The organism is Vreelandella sp. DA03-1M, assembly GCF_055725665.1.
In genome coordinates, this window is the sequence record NZ_CM146798.1 from 3,014,063 (window position 1) to 3,031,162 (window position 17,100).

A 17,100-nucleotide genomic window follows, 5' to 3' on the forward strand; every position below is an offset into this window, starting at 1 on the left:
TATTCAGGGGATTAGTTGCGTTAAATAAAGCAACGGGCGACGAAAGGGAGTGCACTAGAGCAGTTACGCCGCTGCCAGGGCAACGGCGTAACTAGATGGCAGGTACTAAACAGCGGCAAAAGAGGTGCTGTTTTCGCGCTTAACGCTCAAGCACGGCACGAATATCCGCTAATAACTCATCAAGTAATTCAACGGTGGTGTTCCAGGCACATACAAATCGGGCACCGCCAGCGCCAATAAAGGTATAGAAGGTCCAGCCTTTGGCTTTCAACGCTTCAATTGCCGGGAGTGGCAATTCAACGAAAACGCTGTTGGCCTGGGTAGGGAACATAAGAGAGACACCCGGCAACGCCTGCAGGCCTTCTGAGAGGTAGCTCGCCATGGCATTGGCGTGTTGGGCATTGGTTAACCAGGCGCCGCTTTCTAACAACCCTAACCACGGCGCTGAGATAAAGCGCATTTTCGATGCCAGCTGGCCTGCCTGCTTGCAGCGGTAGGAGAAATCTTCGGCTAACTCACGGTTAAAAAACAGGATCGCTTCGCCAAACGCTAGACCGTTCTTGGTACCTGAAAAACACAGCGCATCCACGCCCACCTGCCAGGTCAGTTCGGCAGGGGTGGCATTTAGACTTGCACAGGCGTTGGCAAAGCGGGCACCGTCCATATGCAACCGCAGGTCATGTTTATCAGCAATGGCGCGAATCGCCATCAGCTCTTCGCGGGAATAAAGCGTGCCCACTTCGGTCGCTTGGGTCAGCGAGACCACTTTGGGTTTGGGGTAGTGAATATCGCTGCGCTTGGTGACCAGCGCCTCGATACCTTCCGGGGTAAGCTTGCCATTGGCGCCGGGTGAGGTCAGCAGTTTTGCGCCGTTGGAGAAGAACTCCGGGCCACCACACTCGTCGGTTTCGATATGCGCCAGCTCATGACAAATAACGCTGTGGTAGCTACGTCCCATCGCTGAAAGGGCCAGTGAGTTAGCAGCGGTGCCGTTGAAAACGAAGAAGACGTCACAGTCATAGTCAAACATTTCGCGGAAGCGATCTGCGGCACGGGCCGTCCAGGTATCGTTACCGTAAGCCAAATCATCGCTGCGGTTGGCTTCTAATAGATATTCCATCGCCTCCGGGCAAATACCGGAGGTGTTATCACTGGCTAAAAAACGCGGGCTACACTCCGAGGTCATGACAGTTGTCCTTATATCTGGCGATCTTACGGCACAGGCTGGGTGCCACCAGTGCCTTTAATGCCTAGCTATGCTTAATAGCCAGGCCAAGAAATCCCTTAATAACAGGACATTCAGTCTATCGCCATTTATGGGTTAACGTCACCCGCGCTTTTAAGCCCTTCCTTATAAAGCCATTTTTATATGATTTTTTACAAGCTTGCCGCTAAACGGGTGCCCTGCTCAATCGCCCGCTTGGCATCCAACTCACTAGCCTCATCGGCGCCGCCAATAATATGCACCGCCACCCCTGCCTGCTCCAGCGGTGGCAACAAGTCACGCACTGACTCTTGCCCTGCACACACCACCACGCTATCTACCTCCAGTACCTGATGGATATCATCACGGCGGATATGCAAACCGGCATCGTCAATTTTGAGATATTCGCAGCCTGTTAGCGTGGTGACGCCGCGGGCTTTAAGTGAGGCGCGGTGCACCCAGCCCGTGGTTTTACCCAGGTTTTTACCCGGTTTGGAGCTTTTACGCTGCAGCATCACGATCTCGCGGGGAACGTCTGGCGGTGTCGGTGTTTTTAAACCGCCGCGTTCGCCCACTGCTAAATCAACGCCCCATTCGTCGCACCAGTCAGCAATATCCAACGCGGGGTGTCCTTGGTGTGCCAGCAGCTCAGAGACATCAAACCCAATTCCCCCCGCGCCGATCACGGCTACTTTACGCCCGACCCTCTCGGGCGACTCAATCGCCTCGGCGTAGCTCAGTACCTTTGAATGGTCGTGGCCCGGCAGGCTTAGTTCGCGGGGTCGAACGCCGGTGGATAGCACCACTTCATCAAAATCGGCAAGCGTTTCTGCGGTTGCCGTGGTGTTCAAGCGCACCTCTACCGAATACTTCTCTAGCATTACGCGGTAGTAGCGCAAGGTTTCGTTGAACTCTTCTTTGCCAGGAATTCTACGTGCGTAGTTAAACTGCCCGCCGAGCTCACTGCGCTGCTCAAACAGCACCACGTTATGCCCGCGGCTGGCCGCTGTCACAGCCGTTGCCAGCCCCGCCGGGCCGCCGCCAACCACCGCGACTCTTTTACTCGTTTGCGCAGGCTCTATCACCAGCTCGGTTTCATGACAGGCGCGAGGATTAACCAAACAGGAGGTCAGCTTGCCGGCAAAGGTGTGATCCAGGCAGGCTTGGTTACAGGCGATGCAGGTATTGATCTCGTCTGCTAAACCTTCCTGGGCTTTACGCACCCAGGCGGGATCAGCCAGAAAAGGCCGCGCCATGGAAACCATGTCGGCGTGGCCCTCTGCCAGCACCCGCTCGGCGACCTCGGGCATGTTGATGCGGTTAGTGGTGATCAATGGAATCGAGAGCGCCGACTTGATGCGCTTAGTCACCTCGGTAAAGGCCGCTCGTGGCACGCTGGTCACAATCGTGGGCACCCGCGCTTCGTGCCAACCGATGCCGGTATTAATGACATTAGCACCAGCAGCTTCAATCGCTTGCCCAAGGGTAACCACCTCTTCCCAGGTACTGCCCTCTTCGACCAGATCAATCATCGAGAGGCGGAAAATAATCACGAAACGTTCACCTACCGCCTCGCGTACACGACGCACAATCTCCACGGCAAAGCGCATGCGGTTTTCAAACGCCCCACCCCACTCGTCCTCGCGCTGATTGGTGCGTCGGCAAATAAACTGATTAATCAGATAGCCTTCAGACCCCATCACCTCCACGCCGTCATAGCCTGCCTGCTGGGCCAGACTCGCGCAGCGCACGTAGTCGGCAATTTGCTGCTCCACCTCGTCGCTACTTAGCGCCCGTGGCATAAACGGATTGATCGGGGCCTGTATCGCCGAAGGTGCTACGAGATCCGGTGAGTAGGCGTAGCGTCCGGCGTGCAGAATCTGCATACACAGGTGGCCGCCTTCAGCGTGCACCGCATCAACCACTTGGCGGTGCTCCGGCAGTTGCGCTTCGTCAACAAGCGCATTGGCCCCCTGAAAAACCGCGCCTTCTGCATTGGGGGCGATACCGCCAGTGACAATCAGGCTAACCCCCTCCCGCGCCCGCTCGGCATAGAAAGCGGCTAGCCGTTCAAAGCCATTCGGCGCCTCTTCCAAATTGGTGTGCATCGAGCCCATTAAGACGCGGTTAGGCAGCGTCAAATGACCAATCGTTAGCGGTCGGAAAAGATGCGGATAGGCGGGCGTCTGGGTCATCACGGGTCTCCTGAATCTTATTAGTAGCGTTGCAAGGCAAATTCAAACAAGCGTATGACATCCTGAGCATCACGTATAGCCCTTAGATCTAGTCCTTCAATCTAGCCCCTCGATCTTTTGCCAACCGCTTGCCCAGCGCGCGAATCCGCGTCACATTACCCGGCTAACGATAAGGAACAGTTGCTATGCCCTTGATTTACTTTTTGCCGCCGCTCGCCACTGTATTGATATGGTCGGGCAATATGACCATTAATCAGCTTAGCGTAGGCGCCATTGCGCCCAGTAGTATCGCCTTTTTACGCTGGTTATTAGCACTCGCGGTGATGACGCCTTTTGTGCTGCCTGCGGTGTTGCGTCACCGTGACGAGATTCGTCGCCAATGGCCGAAGCTTGCGCTACTCGGGTTACTCGGCATGGGCCTATGGCAGGGGCTTGCCTATGTGGCGGCAGAAACCACGACCGCCACTAATATGGGCATTCTTGCCGCCATGGTGCCGCTATTAACCGTACTGCTGAGTGCGCTGATTCTGCGCGAGCCGCCAACACTAGGCGGGATTCTGGGTGGCGTACTGGCCTTTGTAGGCGTCACCGTGTTGCTAGGGCGCGGCAATCCGTTCTCACTGCTGCAACTCCAGGTCGCCCTGGGCGATGCACTGATGGTGGTCGCAGCAACCTGCTACGCGCTATATGGCGTGATGCTCAAGCGCTGGTCAATGAACTTACCGCCTTGGGTGATGCTCTACGCCCAAGTCTGTTTCGCCGTCCTATTCTTATTGCCGCCCTATTTAATGGGGCCAATGACGCCGATTGATGGGCAGAATATCGGCTTGATTCTCTATGCAGGTATTCCCGCCTCAGTCATCACTACGTTTCTATGGATGCGGGCGGTACGTCAAATCGGTGCCAATCAATCGAGTATTTTTATCAACCTGATGCCGCTATTTAGCGCAGTCATTGCCATGATCTTTTTAGGTGAGCGAGTGGCTGGTTTCCACTTTGCAGGTGGGCTACTCATCCTTGCCGGGGTGATCATGGCGCAAACACTGACACGGCCGTTAACCCGCGAGTTAACACCAGATAAGCCGAGCAACGCCCAATAATGCTAGAATGGGCGTTTACTTCTGACGCTGGGAAGCCCTGATATGTCCCTGGAAGAACTGCATCTTAATCTGCGCAACCTAATGAGCGATGACTACGATCAGCTCAAGGCATTGATGGACGCTGTCTATCACGATATCGGTGGAGCTTGGCCAAAGCGCACGATCGACAAATTAATTCAGGAATTCCCTGATGGCCAAATCGCCATTGAGGACGATGGACTGCTGGTGGGCGTGGCGCTCACCGTACAGGTGGATTACGACGAATTTTCCAACCCGCATAAATACGATGACCTGATCGGCCACCGCGAGATCATCCTCAATGATGAGGATGGCGACGCCATGTACGGCTTGGATGTGTTAATTCACCCAGACTACCGTGGTTATCGCTTGGGCCGCCGCCTTTACGAAGCGCGTAAAGAGCTGTGCCGCTCAATGAACCTGCGCGCGATACTGGCCGGTGGGCGAATTCCCGAGTATCACCAGCACGCTGATGAACTCACGCCCGCCCAGTACATTGATAAAGTCTCACGCAAAGAGATCTACGATCCGATTCTCTCTTTCCAGCAGGCTAATGACTTCCAGGTCAAGCGCCTGCTGCGTAAGTACCTGCCGGAAGATGAGCAGTCGCGGGGTTACGCCACTCTGCTAGAGTGGAACAACATTTTGTTTGAGCCTGCTGCCAGCGTGCTCGACAACAAGCCTACCCAAGTACGTGTAGGTGCTGTGCAGTGGCAAATGCGTGAGTTCTCCTCGGTGGAAGCCGCGCTTCAGCAGATTGAGTACTTTGTTGATGCGCTGTCTGACTACCAGAGCGATTTTGCGGTATTCCCAGAACTGTTTTATGCCCCCTTGATGGGCCTTCAAGACCGCGCCGCCCAGCAGGATCAAATGGGCGCCATTCGCTTTTTGGCGGGTTTCACCGAGCGCTTTAAAGCGGAACTCTCGCGCATGGCGGTCTCCTACAACATCAATATTGTCGGTGGTTCGATGATTGAGGTCGGCGAGGATGACCGCCTCTACAACATCGCGTACCTGTTCCACCGCGACGGCAGCGTTGAGCGCCAGGCCAAGTTGCACATTACTCCTCAAGAGCGCCGCGATTGGGTCATTGAGGGTGGCGATGAGCTGCAGGTGTTCGATACCGACGCTGGGCGCGTGGGCATCCTGATCTGCTACGACGTGGAATTCCCAGAGCTTGGTCGTCTGCTGGCCGACCAGGACATGGACATCCTGTTCGTACCCTTCTGGACCGATACTAAAAACGGCTACCTGCGCGTGCGCCACTGCGCCCAGGCGCGGGCAATTGAAAACGAGTGCTACGTGGTGCTGTGTGGCAGCGTCGGCAACTTGCCCTCGATTGAAAACCTGGATATCCAGTACGCGCAATCCGCGGTGTTCTCACCTTCTGATTTCGCCTTCCCCCACGATGCGGTGCTGGCGGAAACCACGCCGAATACCGAGATGATCTTCTTCTCGGACTTAGACTTGACCCGTTTGACGGTAGTGCGTGCCGAAGGCTCGGTGACCAACCTGAAAGACCGCCGCAAGGATCTATTTGATCTACGCTGGCGCGACTGGTCTTGGAAATCGGGTGCTAACCTGGAAGAGTGAAGGAAATCATGAACACAACAACGCCGCCCAATGGACGGCGTTGTTGTTTCTAAAAGCGTGTTGTACTAGAGGAGTTATATAGCTCAATCAGGCCAAACAAGATGCGCGGGTACGCGGCCTTTGGCATCGAACAGAATACCTTCATCGCGCAACTTGCGGTGCTGGCGCTCGGCCCCACCATGATCCGCAAGCTTTAATGATGAAGCAATCACCCGATGCCAGGGCAACTGATGGCCATCCGGTAGGTGACGCATCGCCGAACCCACCATGCGCGGAGTAGCGCCTTCGGTCATTGCTGCAATGCGGCCATAGGTAGTCACACGGCCCGGCGGAATTTGATCGACAATCGTGTAAATCTGTTCGAGTAATTCGGGCCGGGGCATGTGGAATTCCTTCTAACGCAAGAGGAGGCTTAAAGCCCCTCAACCAATTGATCAATCGCCTGAAAAGCTTCTTTGAGCGCAGCGTCGCGATGCTGCTCACCCATGTTCAAACCTTCAGCATAGATCACCTGGGTATCTTTAATCCCCATCAAGCCGAGCATGGCTTTGAGGTGCGGCGTTTGGCTATCCATTTCGGTCCCTGCGTACTGGCCGCCACGGGCTGCCAGAATAATCGCCCGCTTGCCTTCTACCAAGCCTTGAGGCCCGTTTTCGGTATAACGGAATGTTTCTCCAGCCCGCAGCACACGGTCAAACCACGCTTTCAACTGCGAAGGAATACCCAGGTTATACATCGGCACCGCAATCACCAGCACATCATTAGCACGCAGCTCTGCCAGCAGCGTTTCCGAATGAGCAGCCAACTCGTGTTGCTCAGCGCTGCGTTCTGCAGCCGCCACTTGCCAGGCGCCCAGCTCGTTGATATCCAGATGAGGCAGCGTATTTTTCACCACATCACGTTGGGTGACATCGATACCGTCACGAGCGTTAGCTTGCTCGATAAAGCGATTAGCCAGCGCATTGGATTGGCCGTTTTCCGCCAGAATAGAAGAGGTGATTACCAGGGCACGCGTCGTCATTGAAAGCTCCAAGGATCATTAGGTTGATGAATTGGAAGCTATTCTACGGCGCTTTCCGATAAGCAAAAGCGCAACGTTTTCCGCCTTGTATTCGATTAAATCGAATTATCCGAGGGTGCTCTGTTTTATTCACATCCTTTTCACACATTCACCGGTCAAGCCAGCGGGAAGTCGCAACCGGCATGGCTCTTCATCCCATCGAGTTGCACAGCCACTGCCAGACCAACCCTGCTTCATCGCTAACATGGCGGCGGCTTGGCCGTACCAGCCAAAAGCGCTCGTCGCTAGGCACACTAATAGTAAAGGGCGCCACTAAATCGCCACGTTGCTCCATTAAACGCCGGTGAGTAAGCGCAATGCCGCCACCTTGGCTGGCCAGTGCCAACGTCATGACTTGGTTATCGCAAGTGAGCGACCAACACTGCGCCTCAACATGGGCAGCATCCGCTTCCTGCAACCAGCCCGGCCACCCCACCCCAAACCCCACGGCGTGCAGCAGCGTGTGCCCGGCCAGATCACTCGGCGCAGAGAGCGTCTCTGCCAAGGCCTGGGAGCACACCGGCAGCAGATGCTCTTCCCCTAGCGGCTGCATTTCAACGCCGGTCCACTCCCCTTTGCCATAGCGAATCTCGATATCAGCCCCTTCAGGGCCGAAGTCATCAGGCCAGATAGCGCTGACCACACGAATCGCCACCTGCGGGTGGGCGCGATGGAAGGCAATCAGTCGCGGCGCCAACCACGACTGCTGAATGGCAGGCGTGGCACGCAGTGTGACCGGTTGCTCGGTTGTGCTACCAAAAACCTCCAAGGTTCCTTCGCTGATTCGGACAAAGGCGTCATGAATACTCGGCAGCCACGCTTGCCCCGCTGGGGTTAACGTTAAACTGCGGGCATGGCGCACAAACAGCTTCTGCCCGACACGGTCTTCCAGCAACCGAACGCGCTGACTGATCGCCGCCTGGGTTACTCCAAGCTCATTGCCTGCAGCAGTAAAGCTTAATGTACGCGCTGCGGATTCAAAGGCTTGCAGCCATAACAATGGCGGTAACTGACTCATGAAAAAGAGACCTATAAATAAAATAATGTCTTAGGGGCCAGATTAATCGTTTGTCACTGACGCTGCTACTCCCCATCCTGGTTAGCACTTAAGCACACCCCCCTAACGCACAGCCATCTGGCTCTGCCGCAAAGGGAGCGATTCGGAGTCATCATGAATAGCGCGGTACAAACGGCAACGATACCAACGACAAATAACGCTCAAGCCCCAGACATGGGCGAATTAACCCCCTACCAAACCGGCCCCGCACTCACCCAGGCAATGCTCACCCAGCAAGGTGTTGCACTTGAGTGGCAAGATGGCGAGCAAACCACCCTGCCCCTGCTCTGGCTACGCGATCACTGTGCCTGCCACGCTTGCCGTCATCCGCAGACCCGTGAACGGCTTTACCTGCCGCTTGAAGCGATTTCCGAGCCGCCCACCGTGGCGCTACTGGATGGCCACCTGCATTTGAACTGGCAGGACGGTCACGTTAGTGCATTTCACAGTGGCTGGCTTTATCAGCGTCGCCCAGAGGCGAGCCTTACCTCAGCCGTCCCCAATGCCAAACCGTGGGTCGATAACTTCGCGCCTGAGCGCATAAATCATAGCGACTTCCTCACGCCCCAAGGCGAAAAAGCCTGGTTAACCGCTATGCTGCGCGATGGCCTGGCACTGATCACCGACGGTCCTTTGGTAGAAGAAGAAGTCAGCCGGCTGGCTGAGCGTATTGGTCCACTGCGCGCCACCAATTTTGGTGCCCGCTTTGATGTGCGCTCTAAGCCCAACCCCAATAACGCGGCGTATACCGCGGTAGGATTGCCGCTGCATGTCGATTTGCCCAACTGGCAACAACCGCCCGATATTCAGTTGCTCTACTGCCTGCAAAACGAAGCCAGCGGTGGTGAATCGCTGTTTGCCGACGGCGCCCGCGTAGTAGAAGCCCTGCGCCAACAAAACCCAGCAGCGCTCGCCATACTCAGCGAAACGCCCATCGACTTTCGCTTTCAGGATGAGAGCCACGATATCTCTATGCGGGCACCGGTAATTACGCTGGACAGCGCAGGCAATCTGGTCGAGATGCGCTTGAACAACTGGATTCGCGACGCGCTTCATTTACCGGTAGAGCAAATGGATGCCTGGTATAGCGCCTACGCGCTATTGTGGAAGTTATTTCACAGCGAAGCACACCAGCTGGAGTTCACCCTTCGCCCTGGGCAGATGATTGCGTTTGATAACCGCCGCGTACTGCACGGACGCCGCGAATTCGACCCCAATAGTGGCGCTCGCCATTTACAAGGCACCTATCTAGACCGCGATATGCTGGCCTCACGCCTTCGCGTGCTAGCCCGCAACGTTTAGCGGCTTTCGAGTTTAAGCACCTATCTAGCAACAGCGTTTATCTGACAAGAACACTTATCTGACAAGAACCCCTAGCAAGGAGATCGTATGACACATTTTAAACCTCTCGCCTCGGGCATTGCCCTTGCCACCACTGCACTATTGGCCACGACCGTACAAGCCGATGATCAAACCCTCGATTTCGGCGTACCCTCTTGGCCCGGCATTACGGTTAAAACCGCTATTGCTGAGCAGCTATTGAATCCGCTCGGCTACGAGACCAGCGTCCAGGAAATCGGCCTGCAGGTGATTTATCAGGGTATTGAAAGCGGCGATATAGACGTCTTCCTGGGTGCTTGGCTGCCTGCTCAACGCGAGATGTTCAATCCCCGCAAAGAATCGGGCGTACTCATTGATGTGGCGAACAATGTCGATGGCGCACAAATGACTCTGGCGGTACCTGAATATCTCTTTGATGACGGCCTGCAAAGCTTTGCCGACCTTGATGACTACCGCGACCAGTTGGATGGCGAGATTCATGGTTTTGGTGCCGGTTCAGCGGCCAGCGAGATTCTTAACAACGCCATTGATAACGACACCTGGGGACTCGGCGACTGGCAATTAGTCGATACCAGCGAAGTCGCCATGCTTTCCGCCGCACGCAATGCGATCTCCCGGGAAGAGCCGATTGTCTGGGTGGGCTGGACGCCTCACTGGATGAACCTTGAACTGCCGATGCGCTACCTGGAAGATCCCGAAGATCTGTTCGGTGAGAACAACGGCGAAAGCGACGTATTAACCCTTCTGCGCAGTGACTATGCCGAGGCCAATCCCAACGTCGTGGCGTTCTTTGAGCAATTCACCTTCTCCGCCGAAGAGCAGAGCTGGATGATTCAGGCATTTGGCCAGGAAGAGCGCGATCTTACTGAGGTCGCCGAGCAGTGGATCAATGATCACCCCGAGCGCATTGAAGCCATGCTGGCTGACGTGACCACCACCGACGGTGAGCCCGCCTGGCCGGTGATTGAAGCAGAACTCAACAACTAATCGTTCGCCTAAAAAGCGCCTTCATCCCATCGCACGGCTAGCGTATGCTAGCGCTTTTTTAGCCGTTGGGAGTGGGCATGTCGCGAACATTGAGCAAGGGCGTTGGCCTGCTGGTAGCCGTCGTGCTGTTAGGTGCCATGTGGCATTTGCTACAGCGCTACGACCTACTAACCCAGGCGCGCCTGAGCGAGCTGATCGATACCATCCGCCAGTGGCGTAACGCGCCCTGGATGTTTGCGGCGGTGATGGCCGTTTACGCTGGCGCGCTGTTGGTGATGTTTCCGCTTAGCCTACTGGTGGTAGTGACAGGCTTACTGTTTGGCCCAGCATGGGGGCTGGCGTACGCCACGCTCGGTACATTGACTTCATCGGTAGTGTCTTATTGGGTGGGGCACTGGCTAGGTCGAGAGGCGCTGATGCACTATGGCGGCCGTCATTTGCGTGGCCTTTCGGGCTATTTATCCAAGCGTGGCATTCGCACCATGACGGTCATTAACCTGCTGCCCCTCGCCCCGTTCACGCTGACGAATATGCTGGCAGGCGCTTTCCACCTTAAGTTCCGCGATTATATGATCGGCTCCACCCTCGGCATTGTGCCAGGGCTCGCAGCGGTGATTCTTTTGGGTAGCCAGTTAGGCGCCCTTTTCACTGCGGCCTCCACAAAAGAACTCGTGTTGGCAGGCGTAGGGCTTGCGGCTGGCGTTGGTCTGCTTGTCGGGCTTAAGTACTATACCAGTCAGCGTCAAGATGCCAACCGGCGCCAAGCAGCCAAAAAACGGTCTCAGCGTGAAGGGGAGTGATACTTAGCGAGCACTTCGGCGTAAAAGGTGGCTACCGCGGTGGCAAAGTTGGCAATATCAAACTCTTCAGCAAAGTGGCGGGCCTGTTTACCCAACTGCTGGCGTAGCTCTGCGTTATCTTTTAGCTCGACGACTTTTTGCCCCCACGCCTGACGATTTTGCGGCGTCTTGAAGCCGTTAACCCCCTGGCGCACCACATCATCAATACCACTTGAACGCACCGCCACCACGGGCAAGCCCGCCGACATCGCCTCTAAAATGACCATCCCCTGGGTCTCCGATGTAGAAGCGAATACAAATATATCGCCTAGGTGATAGTAAAGCGCCATTTGATCAGGCGGCACCGCGCCCACTAACGTTACCCGTGCAGCCAGTTTTAAGGTATCGATTTGGTGTTGAATGGCCTCGCGATCTGGCCCATCACCGATGAGCAGCAGATGAAAATCCTCGTGCCCTTGGTTCTGCAGCTCGGCAAGTGCTTCCAGCATAAAGCCAATATTTTTCTCTTTGCTTATCCGCGAGACGCTAATCAATATTTTGCGCGCGGGATCAATCGCTAGCCGCTCACGCAGCGCTTCTAACTCCCCCGCCTCGACATGCGCGAAACGCTCCACATCAATTCCCGTGGGTTGCACCAGCGAGGGCGTTTTAACCCCGATCATGCGTAGATACTCCTCTGCGGAGTAGGTAGGCACGATCACCCCTTGGCAGCGGTTAGAAAAGTGCTTAATCAGAGAGTGCGAGATCAAATTCCGAAAAAGCGCACCAGGTAACGGTACAAAGTGGGCATAGTGCTCCAGGCGAGTGTGATACGTGTAGACCACCGGCACCTTAAGCCGACGCCCCATAAACAGCCCCATGGAACCAAGCCAGAAAGGATGATGAACATGAATCAAATCGGGCTTAAAGGCACGCAGGCAGCGGCGAAAGCGCACACTGAACGGGTTGGTTAAACGGAACTCCCTCTTTTCACCAAACGCCATCAAAGTCGGGATACGTTTGATCGCTTTATCGTCCTGCCATGCGTCACGATAACGGGGCACTAGCAGTTGAATCGAGTGCCCTAAATCACGTAAACCATTGCGCAAACGGTCCACCGACACCGATACGCCAGACACAAACGGAAAGTAATTATTGGATACCATCGCCACTCGAAGTGACTTACCCAGGAAAGGCGTTGGATCAATATCAAAATCGGGATAATAATGGCGGTCTTCAAAAATCAGCCGATATAAACGCAGCGCTAACAGCGTCAGCAAACCAACAATCAGTAAAAAGCGGGTATAGCTGACGTAAAAGAAGGCGTAAACCGTTGATCCAACGCTACTCACTACCCGCCACCAACCGGGGCTATCCACATTTAAACGCACCGGTGCAATGGCGACATTCTCACCTTCTACGTCGACGATAACGTAGTGATGAAAGCTGCTGTCGGCATCAATCAGAATACCGCCCGCACCGCCCGTGGTGACGTAATCCACCCCATTAATCGTCTGCTCTGAAAAGAGCGTTAGGTTAGCGGAGAACACCGTATCAACATCATACTCCTCCGCCAGCGCCATAATGCCTTCGGCCAGCCGGGGGTCATTGAGATAATTGTCGGCTTCAAACAGCGGCGCGTCGCTCACGACGTTGTGCAGCGGCAAACCAATAAACAAAAACCGATGCTGCGCTTCAGATGCAGCCAGTTCCCTGGAAAGCCAATCAAGTTGCCAGGAAGTAGATGACTTGCCCGTACCGTCCAGGAAGATGAAGTGGCTATCGCCCGCAACGAAGGAGTAGAAATGCGGGCCAAAATATTCATAAAACAGGTAACTACCAAAGTCACTGTCTTCTTTATCACCATAGGTTAGCAAGTAAGGCACATTGAGCTGTTCCAAGCTGTGATAGATCGCCTGATAGCTCTCTTGTCGCCCGCCATTAACGGCGTTACCCGCCGAGATAAGAAAATCGATGCCGCCCTGGTTGATGAGCGGCACAATTTCATCTTGAAAGACGCTCACCGAGTTATTGATATTACCCACCACCGCAAAGCGGTAGTCGGTTCGCTCCGTCAATACCTCGCGAATATCCGCCACCTGAAGCGTATGGACTGACTCAAACTCAGGCTCCGCCACGTATAACCAAATTTGGTGCGCAATGAGCACACCCACCAAGGTAAGATTGAGAAAGAAAAACAGCCGCAACCATCGCTGGCGGGAAAGATGAAAAACGGAGCGTCGTGGCATTTAAAAGCGCTTTTTCCATGGTAAATGCAGAATGAACCGCTACTGCAGCGGCTCAAGCCTTAAAACGCCCTAACTATACAGCAACCCCGCGTTCAGGTGATGCCCCAGGTTAACCAGCGTCGCACCCGTTTAGGGTGGCCAATAAACGCCGCGGCCCGGCCTGATGACGATGCTCCCCCAGCCATATGCCCTGCCAGGTGCCCAGCGCTAGGCGACCGTCACGCACGGCCAAGGTGAGCTGAGTGCCCAGCAGGCTGGCGGCCACGTGGGCTGGCATATCATCAGGGCCTTCCAGCGTATGGCGAAAATAGGTCAAGTCTTCCGGCACCAGACGGCGCAGAAAGGCATCTAAGTCGTGGCGCACATCGGGGTCAGTGTTCTCGTTAAGCGTTAACGAGGCGGAGGTGTGCATCAACTGAAGGTGCAGCGTGCCAATATGAACATCGTTTAAACACGGCAGCGCCCTGGCCACGTCATCGGTAATAAGATGGAAACCGCGCGTCATCTCGTGTAAATGGATTTCTTGTTGGCACCACATAAACACTCCTGTGTTTGCTATCTCATTAGCGACACGTCATCAGCGTGTCCTTCTTATATGGCAAAATGACGACAGAATGTAACGTCTGATAGTACACAACATAGCCGATCGCCAAAGACTCATCGCCAAGGAGCGCTTAAATGAAACATTTGCTAGGAAGCAGCGTCATCAGTATGGCTTTACTTACCGGCTGCACCGGCATTCCCGAGGGAACCGAGCCGGTTAGTGACTTTGCATTAGATCGCTACCTGGGCCAATGGTACGAGATAGCGCGCCTGGACCACTCATTTGAGCGTGGCCTTGATTGCGTCACTGCTACTTATAGCCTGCGCGATGACGACGGCGTACGCGTCATCAACCGTGGCTACAACCTGGAAGAGCAAGCGTGGGATGAAGCCGAAGGCCGCGCCTACTTTATTGATGATAAAAATGTGGGCCGTTTGAAAGTGAGCTTTTTTGGCCCCTTTTACGGCGGCTATAACATTCTTGAACTTGACGATGACTACCAGTGGGCGTTGGTAGCGGGACCTAACCGAGACTACCTATGGATACTCTCGCGTACACCGGAAATGGATAGCGCGACGGAGTCCCGCCTGCGCCAGCGTGCAGCGGAGCTGGACTTTCCTACCGATGAACTGATCGATGTCGCCCAGGGCGAAGCCTGCCCTAATCGCTAGTCAGGAAGACTCCGGCAGCGACGACACCCGCCCCGCCATCTCCTGCTGAACAAAGGCAATAAAAGCACGCAGCCGGGCGGGCACATGCCTGCGCTGCTCATAGACCGCATAGAAGTCCGCTCGTACACTCTGCCAGCCAGGCAGCAGTTCAACTAACGCGCCACTGGCAAGGTGCTCGTTCACATCCCACCAAGAGCGCAGCATCACGCCATGGCCGTCCAACGCCAAACGGGTAATCACCTCACCATCATTGCTGGCTAACCGGCCACTGACTTTTACCGTTTGCTCCTTTTTGGACGGCTCGCTACGTTCAAAGCGCCATAGCGGAAAATCACTGTCGTTCTCACGAATGACTAGGCAAGCATGCTGCTGCAAATCAGCCGGTGTCTGAAGGGACGACGAGTGAGCGATATAGCCAGGCGATGCGCAGAGTATGCGTCGATTCGCTAAAATGCGTCGCGCGACTAAACGCGACTCTGGGGGTTCACCCACACGAATGCCGATATCAAAGCCGTGATCGCTTAGGTTGAGCGGAAAGTTGGTGAGCTCTAGCCAGCCCTCCACCTCAGGATGCTCAGCACAAAAACGCGATAGTAACGGCGCAATATGGCGGCGGCCAAAGCCAAACGTGGCATTAACACGCAACCGACCACTAAGAGCTTGGTTGGAACGCTCACCCAGGGAGCTCTCCAGCTCGGCAAGCTCATCCAAAATGAGCGTGCCACGGGCAAGGTAGCGCTCGCCCTCCGCCGTCAGCGTCAACCGCCGAGTGGTACGGGCGGCCAATTCGACCCCCAAACGCGCTTCTAAAAGTTTCAGCCGCTTACTCACGGCGGAGAGCGATAGCCCCAATTCACGGGCGGTTGCCGTTAAGCTGCCCGCCCGTGCCAGGTGTTGAAAAAACGCCAAATCATCCAGTTGTGCCATACACCCCTTAGCCACTCTTCACTTTTACGCAACAATAGCTTGAATAGTAGCCTGATTATCTCCACCAAAATAGCCGCTACACTTTACTCAGTATTTGCCAGACCCAGTACTTACCAGCAATTGTCAGCCACTAACAAGAGAAGGAAGCACCATGGCTCATCGTATCGCCATTATCGCCGGCGACGGCATTGGTACCGAAGTCATGCCCGAAGGCATTCGTGCCCTCGAGGCAACCGCCAAGCGTTTTAATATCGACCTTGAGTTCACTACGTTTGAGTTTGGTAGCTGCGACTACTACCTCGAACACGGCAAGATGCTGCCGGATGATTGGTTTGAGCAGTTAAAAGGCTTCGATGCACTGTTTTATGGCGCAGTTGGCTGGCCCGATAAAGTACCCGACCATATTTCCCTATGGGGCTCGCTGCTGCAGTTCCGCCGCCAGTTTGATCAGTACATCAACCTGCGCCCCTGCAAGCTGATGCCCGGCATTAAAAGCCCGTTGGCAGGCCGCGAACCCGGCGATATCGATTTCTATGTAGTGCGTGAGAACACCGAAGGCGAGTACTCAAGCGTTGGCGGCAAAATGTTTGAAGGCACTGACCGTGAAGTCGTCATTCAAGACACGGTCATGACCCGCACCGGCGTGGACCGTGTATTGAAGTACGCCTTTGAACTGGCCCAAACGCGCCCGCGCAAAAAGCTTACTTCTGCTACCAAGTCCAACGGCATTTCCATCACCATGCCGTACTGGGATGAGCGCGTCGTCGAAATGGCGAAGGGCTACCCTGAGATCACGGTGGATAAATTCCATATCGATATTCTGACCGCCAATTTCGTCCTTCACCCGGACTGGTTCGATGTGGTCGTGGGAAGTAATTTATTCGGCGATATCCTTTCCGACTTGGGCCCCGCCTGCACCGGCACAATCGGCATTGCCCCATCAGCCAACATCAACCCAGAAGGCCACTTTCCCAGCCTGTTTGAGCCGGTACACGGCAGCGCACCGGATATCGCTGGCAAAGGCATCGCCAACCCTATCGGCCAGATCTGGTCCGGTGCCATGATGCTTGAGCACCTTGGCTACAAGGAAGCCGGTGATGCGCTGGTAAGCGCCATTGAGGAAGTGTTGAGCACAGGCGACAGCCAAGTCCTCACCCGCGATGTGGGTGGCCAAGGCACAACGGAAAGCTTAGGCAAGGCAATTGCTGACGCTATTACGCGCTGACGTTCATCTGCTATAGCGATTGTCTGCCCGGCTGAGTCCAACCGGGCAGACAATGTATGTTTTTTACACGCCTATGTTCTACATTTGTCCTGAAGGTGAAGAAAACGTCAGTTTTTCTTCGCTCATAACAACATCAACAAACAAACTCAG

The 17,100-nt window shown here is 55.0% G+C and carries 15 protein-coding genes; 7 read left to right on the forward strand and 8 right to left on the reverse strand.

All coding sequences use genetic code 11. From position 1 onward, the window contains the following. Window positions 1-139: 139 nt before the first annotated feature. Both ACXUPB_RS14170 and ACXUPB_RS14175 read right to left on the reverse strand, forming a co-directional pair. Window positions 140-1,186 carry a threonine aldolase family protein gene (locus tag ACXUPB_RS14170; RefSeq protein ID WP_008958970.1) on the reverse strand — a complete coding sequence of 349 codons (1,047 nt, stop codon included), beginning with the start codon at window positions 1,184-1,186 and terminating at the stop codon, window positions 140-142. Window positions 1,187-1,377: 191 nt separating this feature from the next. Further along, the gene (locus ACXUPB_RS14175) at window positions 1,378-3,399 is read right to left on the reverse strand and encodes an NADPH-dependent 2,4-dienoyl-CoA reductase (RefSeq protein WP_350359380.1); all 2,022 of its coding nucleotides are present in this window, start codon (window positions 3,397-3,399) and stop codon (window positions 1,378-1,380) included. Window positions 3,400-3,584: 185 nt separating this feature from the next. Between ACXUPB_RS14175 and ACXUPB_RS14180 the strand changes: the two genes are divergently transcribed. Both ACXUPB_RS14180 and ACXUPB_RS14185 read left to right on the forward strand, forming a co-directional pair. Then, window positions 3,585-4,499, forward strand: a complete 915-nt coding sequence (locus tag ACXUPB_RS14180; RefSeq protein WP_350359381.1) for a DMT family transporter — start codon at window positions 3,585-3,587, stop codon at window positions 4,497-4,499. 42 nt (window positions 4,500-4,541) lie between these two features. Next, a complete protein-coding gene (locus tag ACXUPB_RS14185; RefSeq protein WP_035565024.1) occupies window positions 4,542-6,110 on the forward strand; it encodes a bifunctional GNAT family N-acetyltransferase/carbon-nitrogen hydrolase family protein in 1,569 nt (522 codons plus the stop codon). 83 nt (window positions 6,111-6,193) lie between these two features. Here the strand turns inward: ACXUPB_RS14185 and ACXUPB_RS14190 are convergent, their stop codons facing one another. The 3 genes from ACXUPB_RS14190 to ACXUPB_RS14200 all read right to left on the reverse strand — a co-directional run bounded on the left by ACXUPB_RS14190 (window position 6,194) and on the right by ACXUPB_RS14200 (window position 8,188). Continuing rightward, window positions 6,194-6,493 carry an MGMT family protein gene (locus ACXUPB_RS14190; RefSeq protein ID WP_290700309.1) on the reverse strand — a complete coding sequence of 100 codons (300 nt, stop codon included), beginning with the start codon at window positions 6,491-6,493 and terminating at the stop codon, window positions 6,194-6,196. 29 nt (window positions 6,494-6,522) lie between these two features. Beyond that, complete coding sequence (locus ACXUPB_RS14195; protein ID WP_472952976.1) at window positions 6,523-7,131, reverse strand: FMN-dependent NADH-azoreductase; 609 nt, start codon at window positions 7,129-7,131, stop codon at window positions 6,523-6,525. A gap of 190 nt (window positions 7,132-7,321) precedes the next feature. Beyond that, a complete protein-coding gene (locus ACXUPB_RS14200) occupies window positions 7,322-8,188 on the reverse strand; it encodes a LysR substrate-binding domain-containing protein (protein WP_472952978.1) in 867 nt (288 codons plus the stop codon). A gap of 153 nt (window positions 8,189-8,341) precedes the next feature. On the opposite strand from ACXUPB_RS14200, the gene ACXUPB_RS14205 reads away from it, so the two are divergent. The 3 genes from ACXUPB_RS14205 (at window position 8,342) to ACXUPB_RS14215 (ending at window position 11,355) form a co-directional block, all read left to right on the forward strand. After that, a complete protein-coding gene (locus ACXUPB_RS14205) occupies window positions 8,342-9,529 on the forward strand; it encodes a TauD/TfdA family dioxygenase (protein ID WP_472952979.1) in 1,188 nt (395 codons plus the stop codon). A gap of 87 nt (window positions 9,530-9,616) precedes the next feature. Further along, window positions 9,617-10,555: an ABC transporter substrate-binding protein gene (locus ACXUPB_RS14210; protein WP_101147797.1), complete on the forward strand. Its 939-nt coding sequence runs from the start codon at window positions 9,617-9,619 to the stop codon at window positions 10,553-10,555. Window positions 10,556-10,632: 77 nt separating this feature from the next. Next, window positions 10,633-11,355, forward strand: a complete 723-nt coding sequence (locus ACXUPB_RS14215; RefSeq protein ID WP_472952980.1) for a TVP38/TMEM64 family protein — start codon at window positions 10,633-10,635, stop codon at window positions 11,353-11,355. Here the strand turns inward: ACXUPB_RS14215 and ACXUPB_RS14220 are convergent. After that, a complete protein-coding gene (locus ACXUPB_RS14220; RefSeq protein WP_472952981.1) occupies window positions 11,337-13,583 on the reverse strand; it encodes a glycosyltransferase in 2,247 nt (748 codons plus the stop codon). The two genes, ACXUPB_RS14215 and ACXUPB_RS14220, sit on opposite strands and share 19 nt — an antisense overlap. Window positions 13,584-13,692: 109 nt before the next feature. Continuing rightward, window positions 13,693-14,121, reverse strand: coding sequence for a secondary thiamine-phosphate synthase enzyme YjbQ (locus tag ACXUPB_RS14225; protein WP_472952983.1), 429 nt, complete (start codon window positions 14,119-14,121; stop codon window positions 13,693-13,695). A gap of 140 nt (window positions 14,122-14,261) precedes the next feature. Here ACXUPB_RS14225 and ACXUPB_RS14230 point away from each other — a divergent pair, with 140 nt between their 5' ends. Further along, window positions 14,262-14,798 (forward strand): lipocalin family protein, encoded by a 537-nt coding sequence (locus tag ACXUPB_RS14230; protein WP_101147794.1) that lies wholly within the window; start codon window positions 14,262-14,264, stop codon window positions 14,796-14,798. Here ACXUPB_RS14230 and ACXUPB_RS14235 read toward each other — a convergent pair whose 3' ends face one another. Beyond that, window positions 14,799-15,725 (reverse strand): LysR family transcriptional regulator, encoded by a 927-nt coding sequence (locus ACXUPB_RS14235; protein ID WP_472952985.1) that lies wholly within the window; start codon window positions 15,723-15,725, stop codon window positions 14,799-14,801. 151 nt (window positions 15,726-15,876) lie between these two features. Between ACXUPB_RS14235 and ACXUPB_RS14240 the strand changes: the two genes are divergently transcribed. Continuing rightward, window positions 15,877-16,950, forward strand: coding sequence for a tartrate dehydrogenase (locus ACXUPB_RS14240; RefSeq protein ID WP_472952986.1), 1,074 nt, complete (start codon window positions 15,877-15,879; stop codon window positions 16,948-16,950). Window positions 16,951-17,100: the final 150 nt, after the last annotated feature.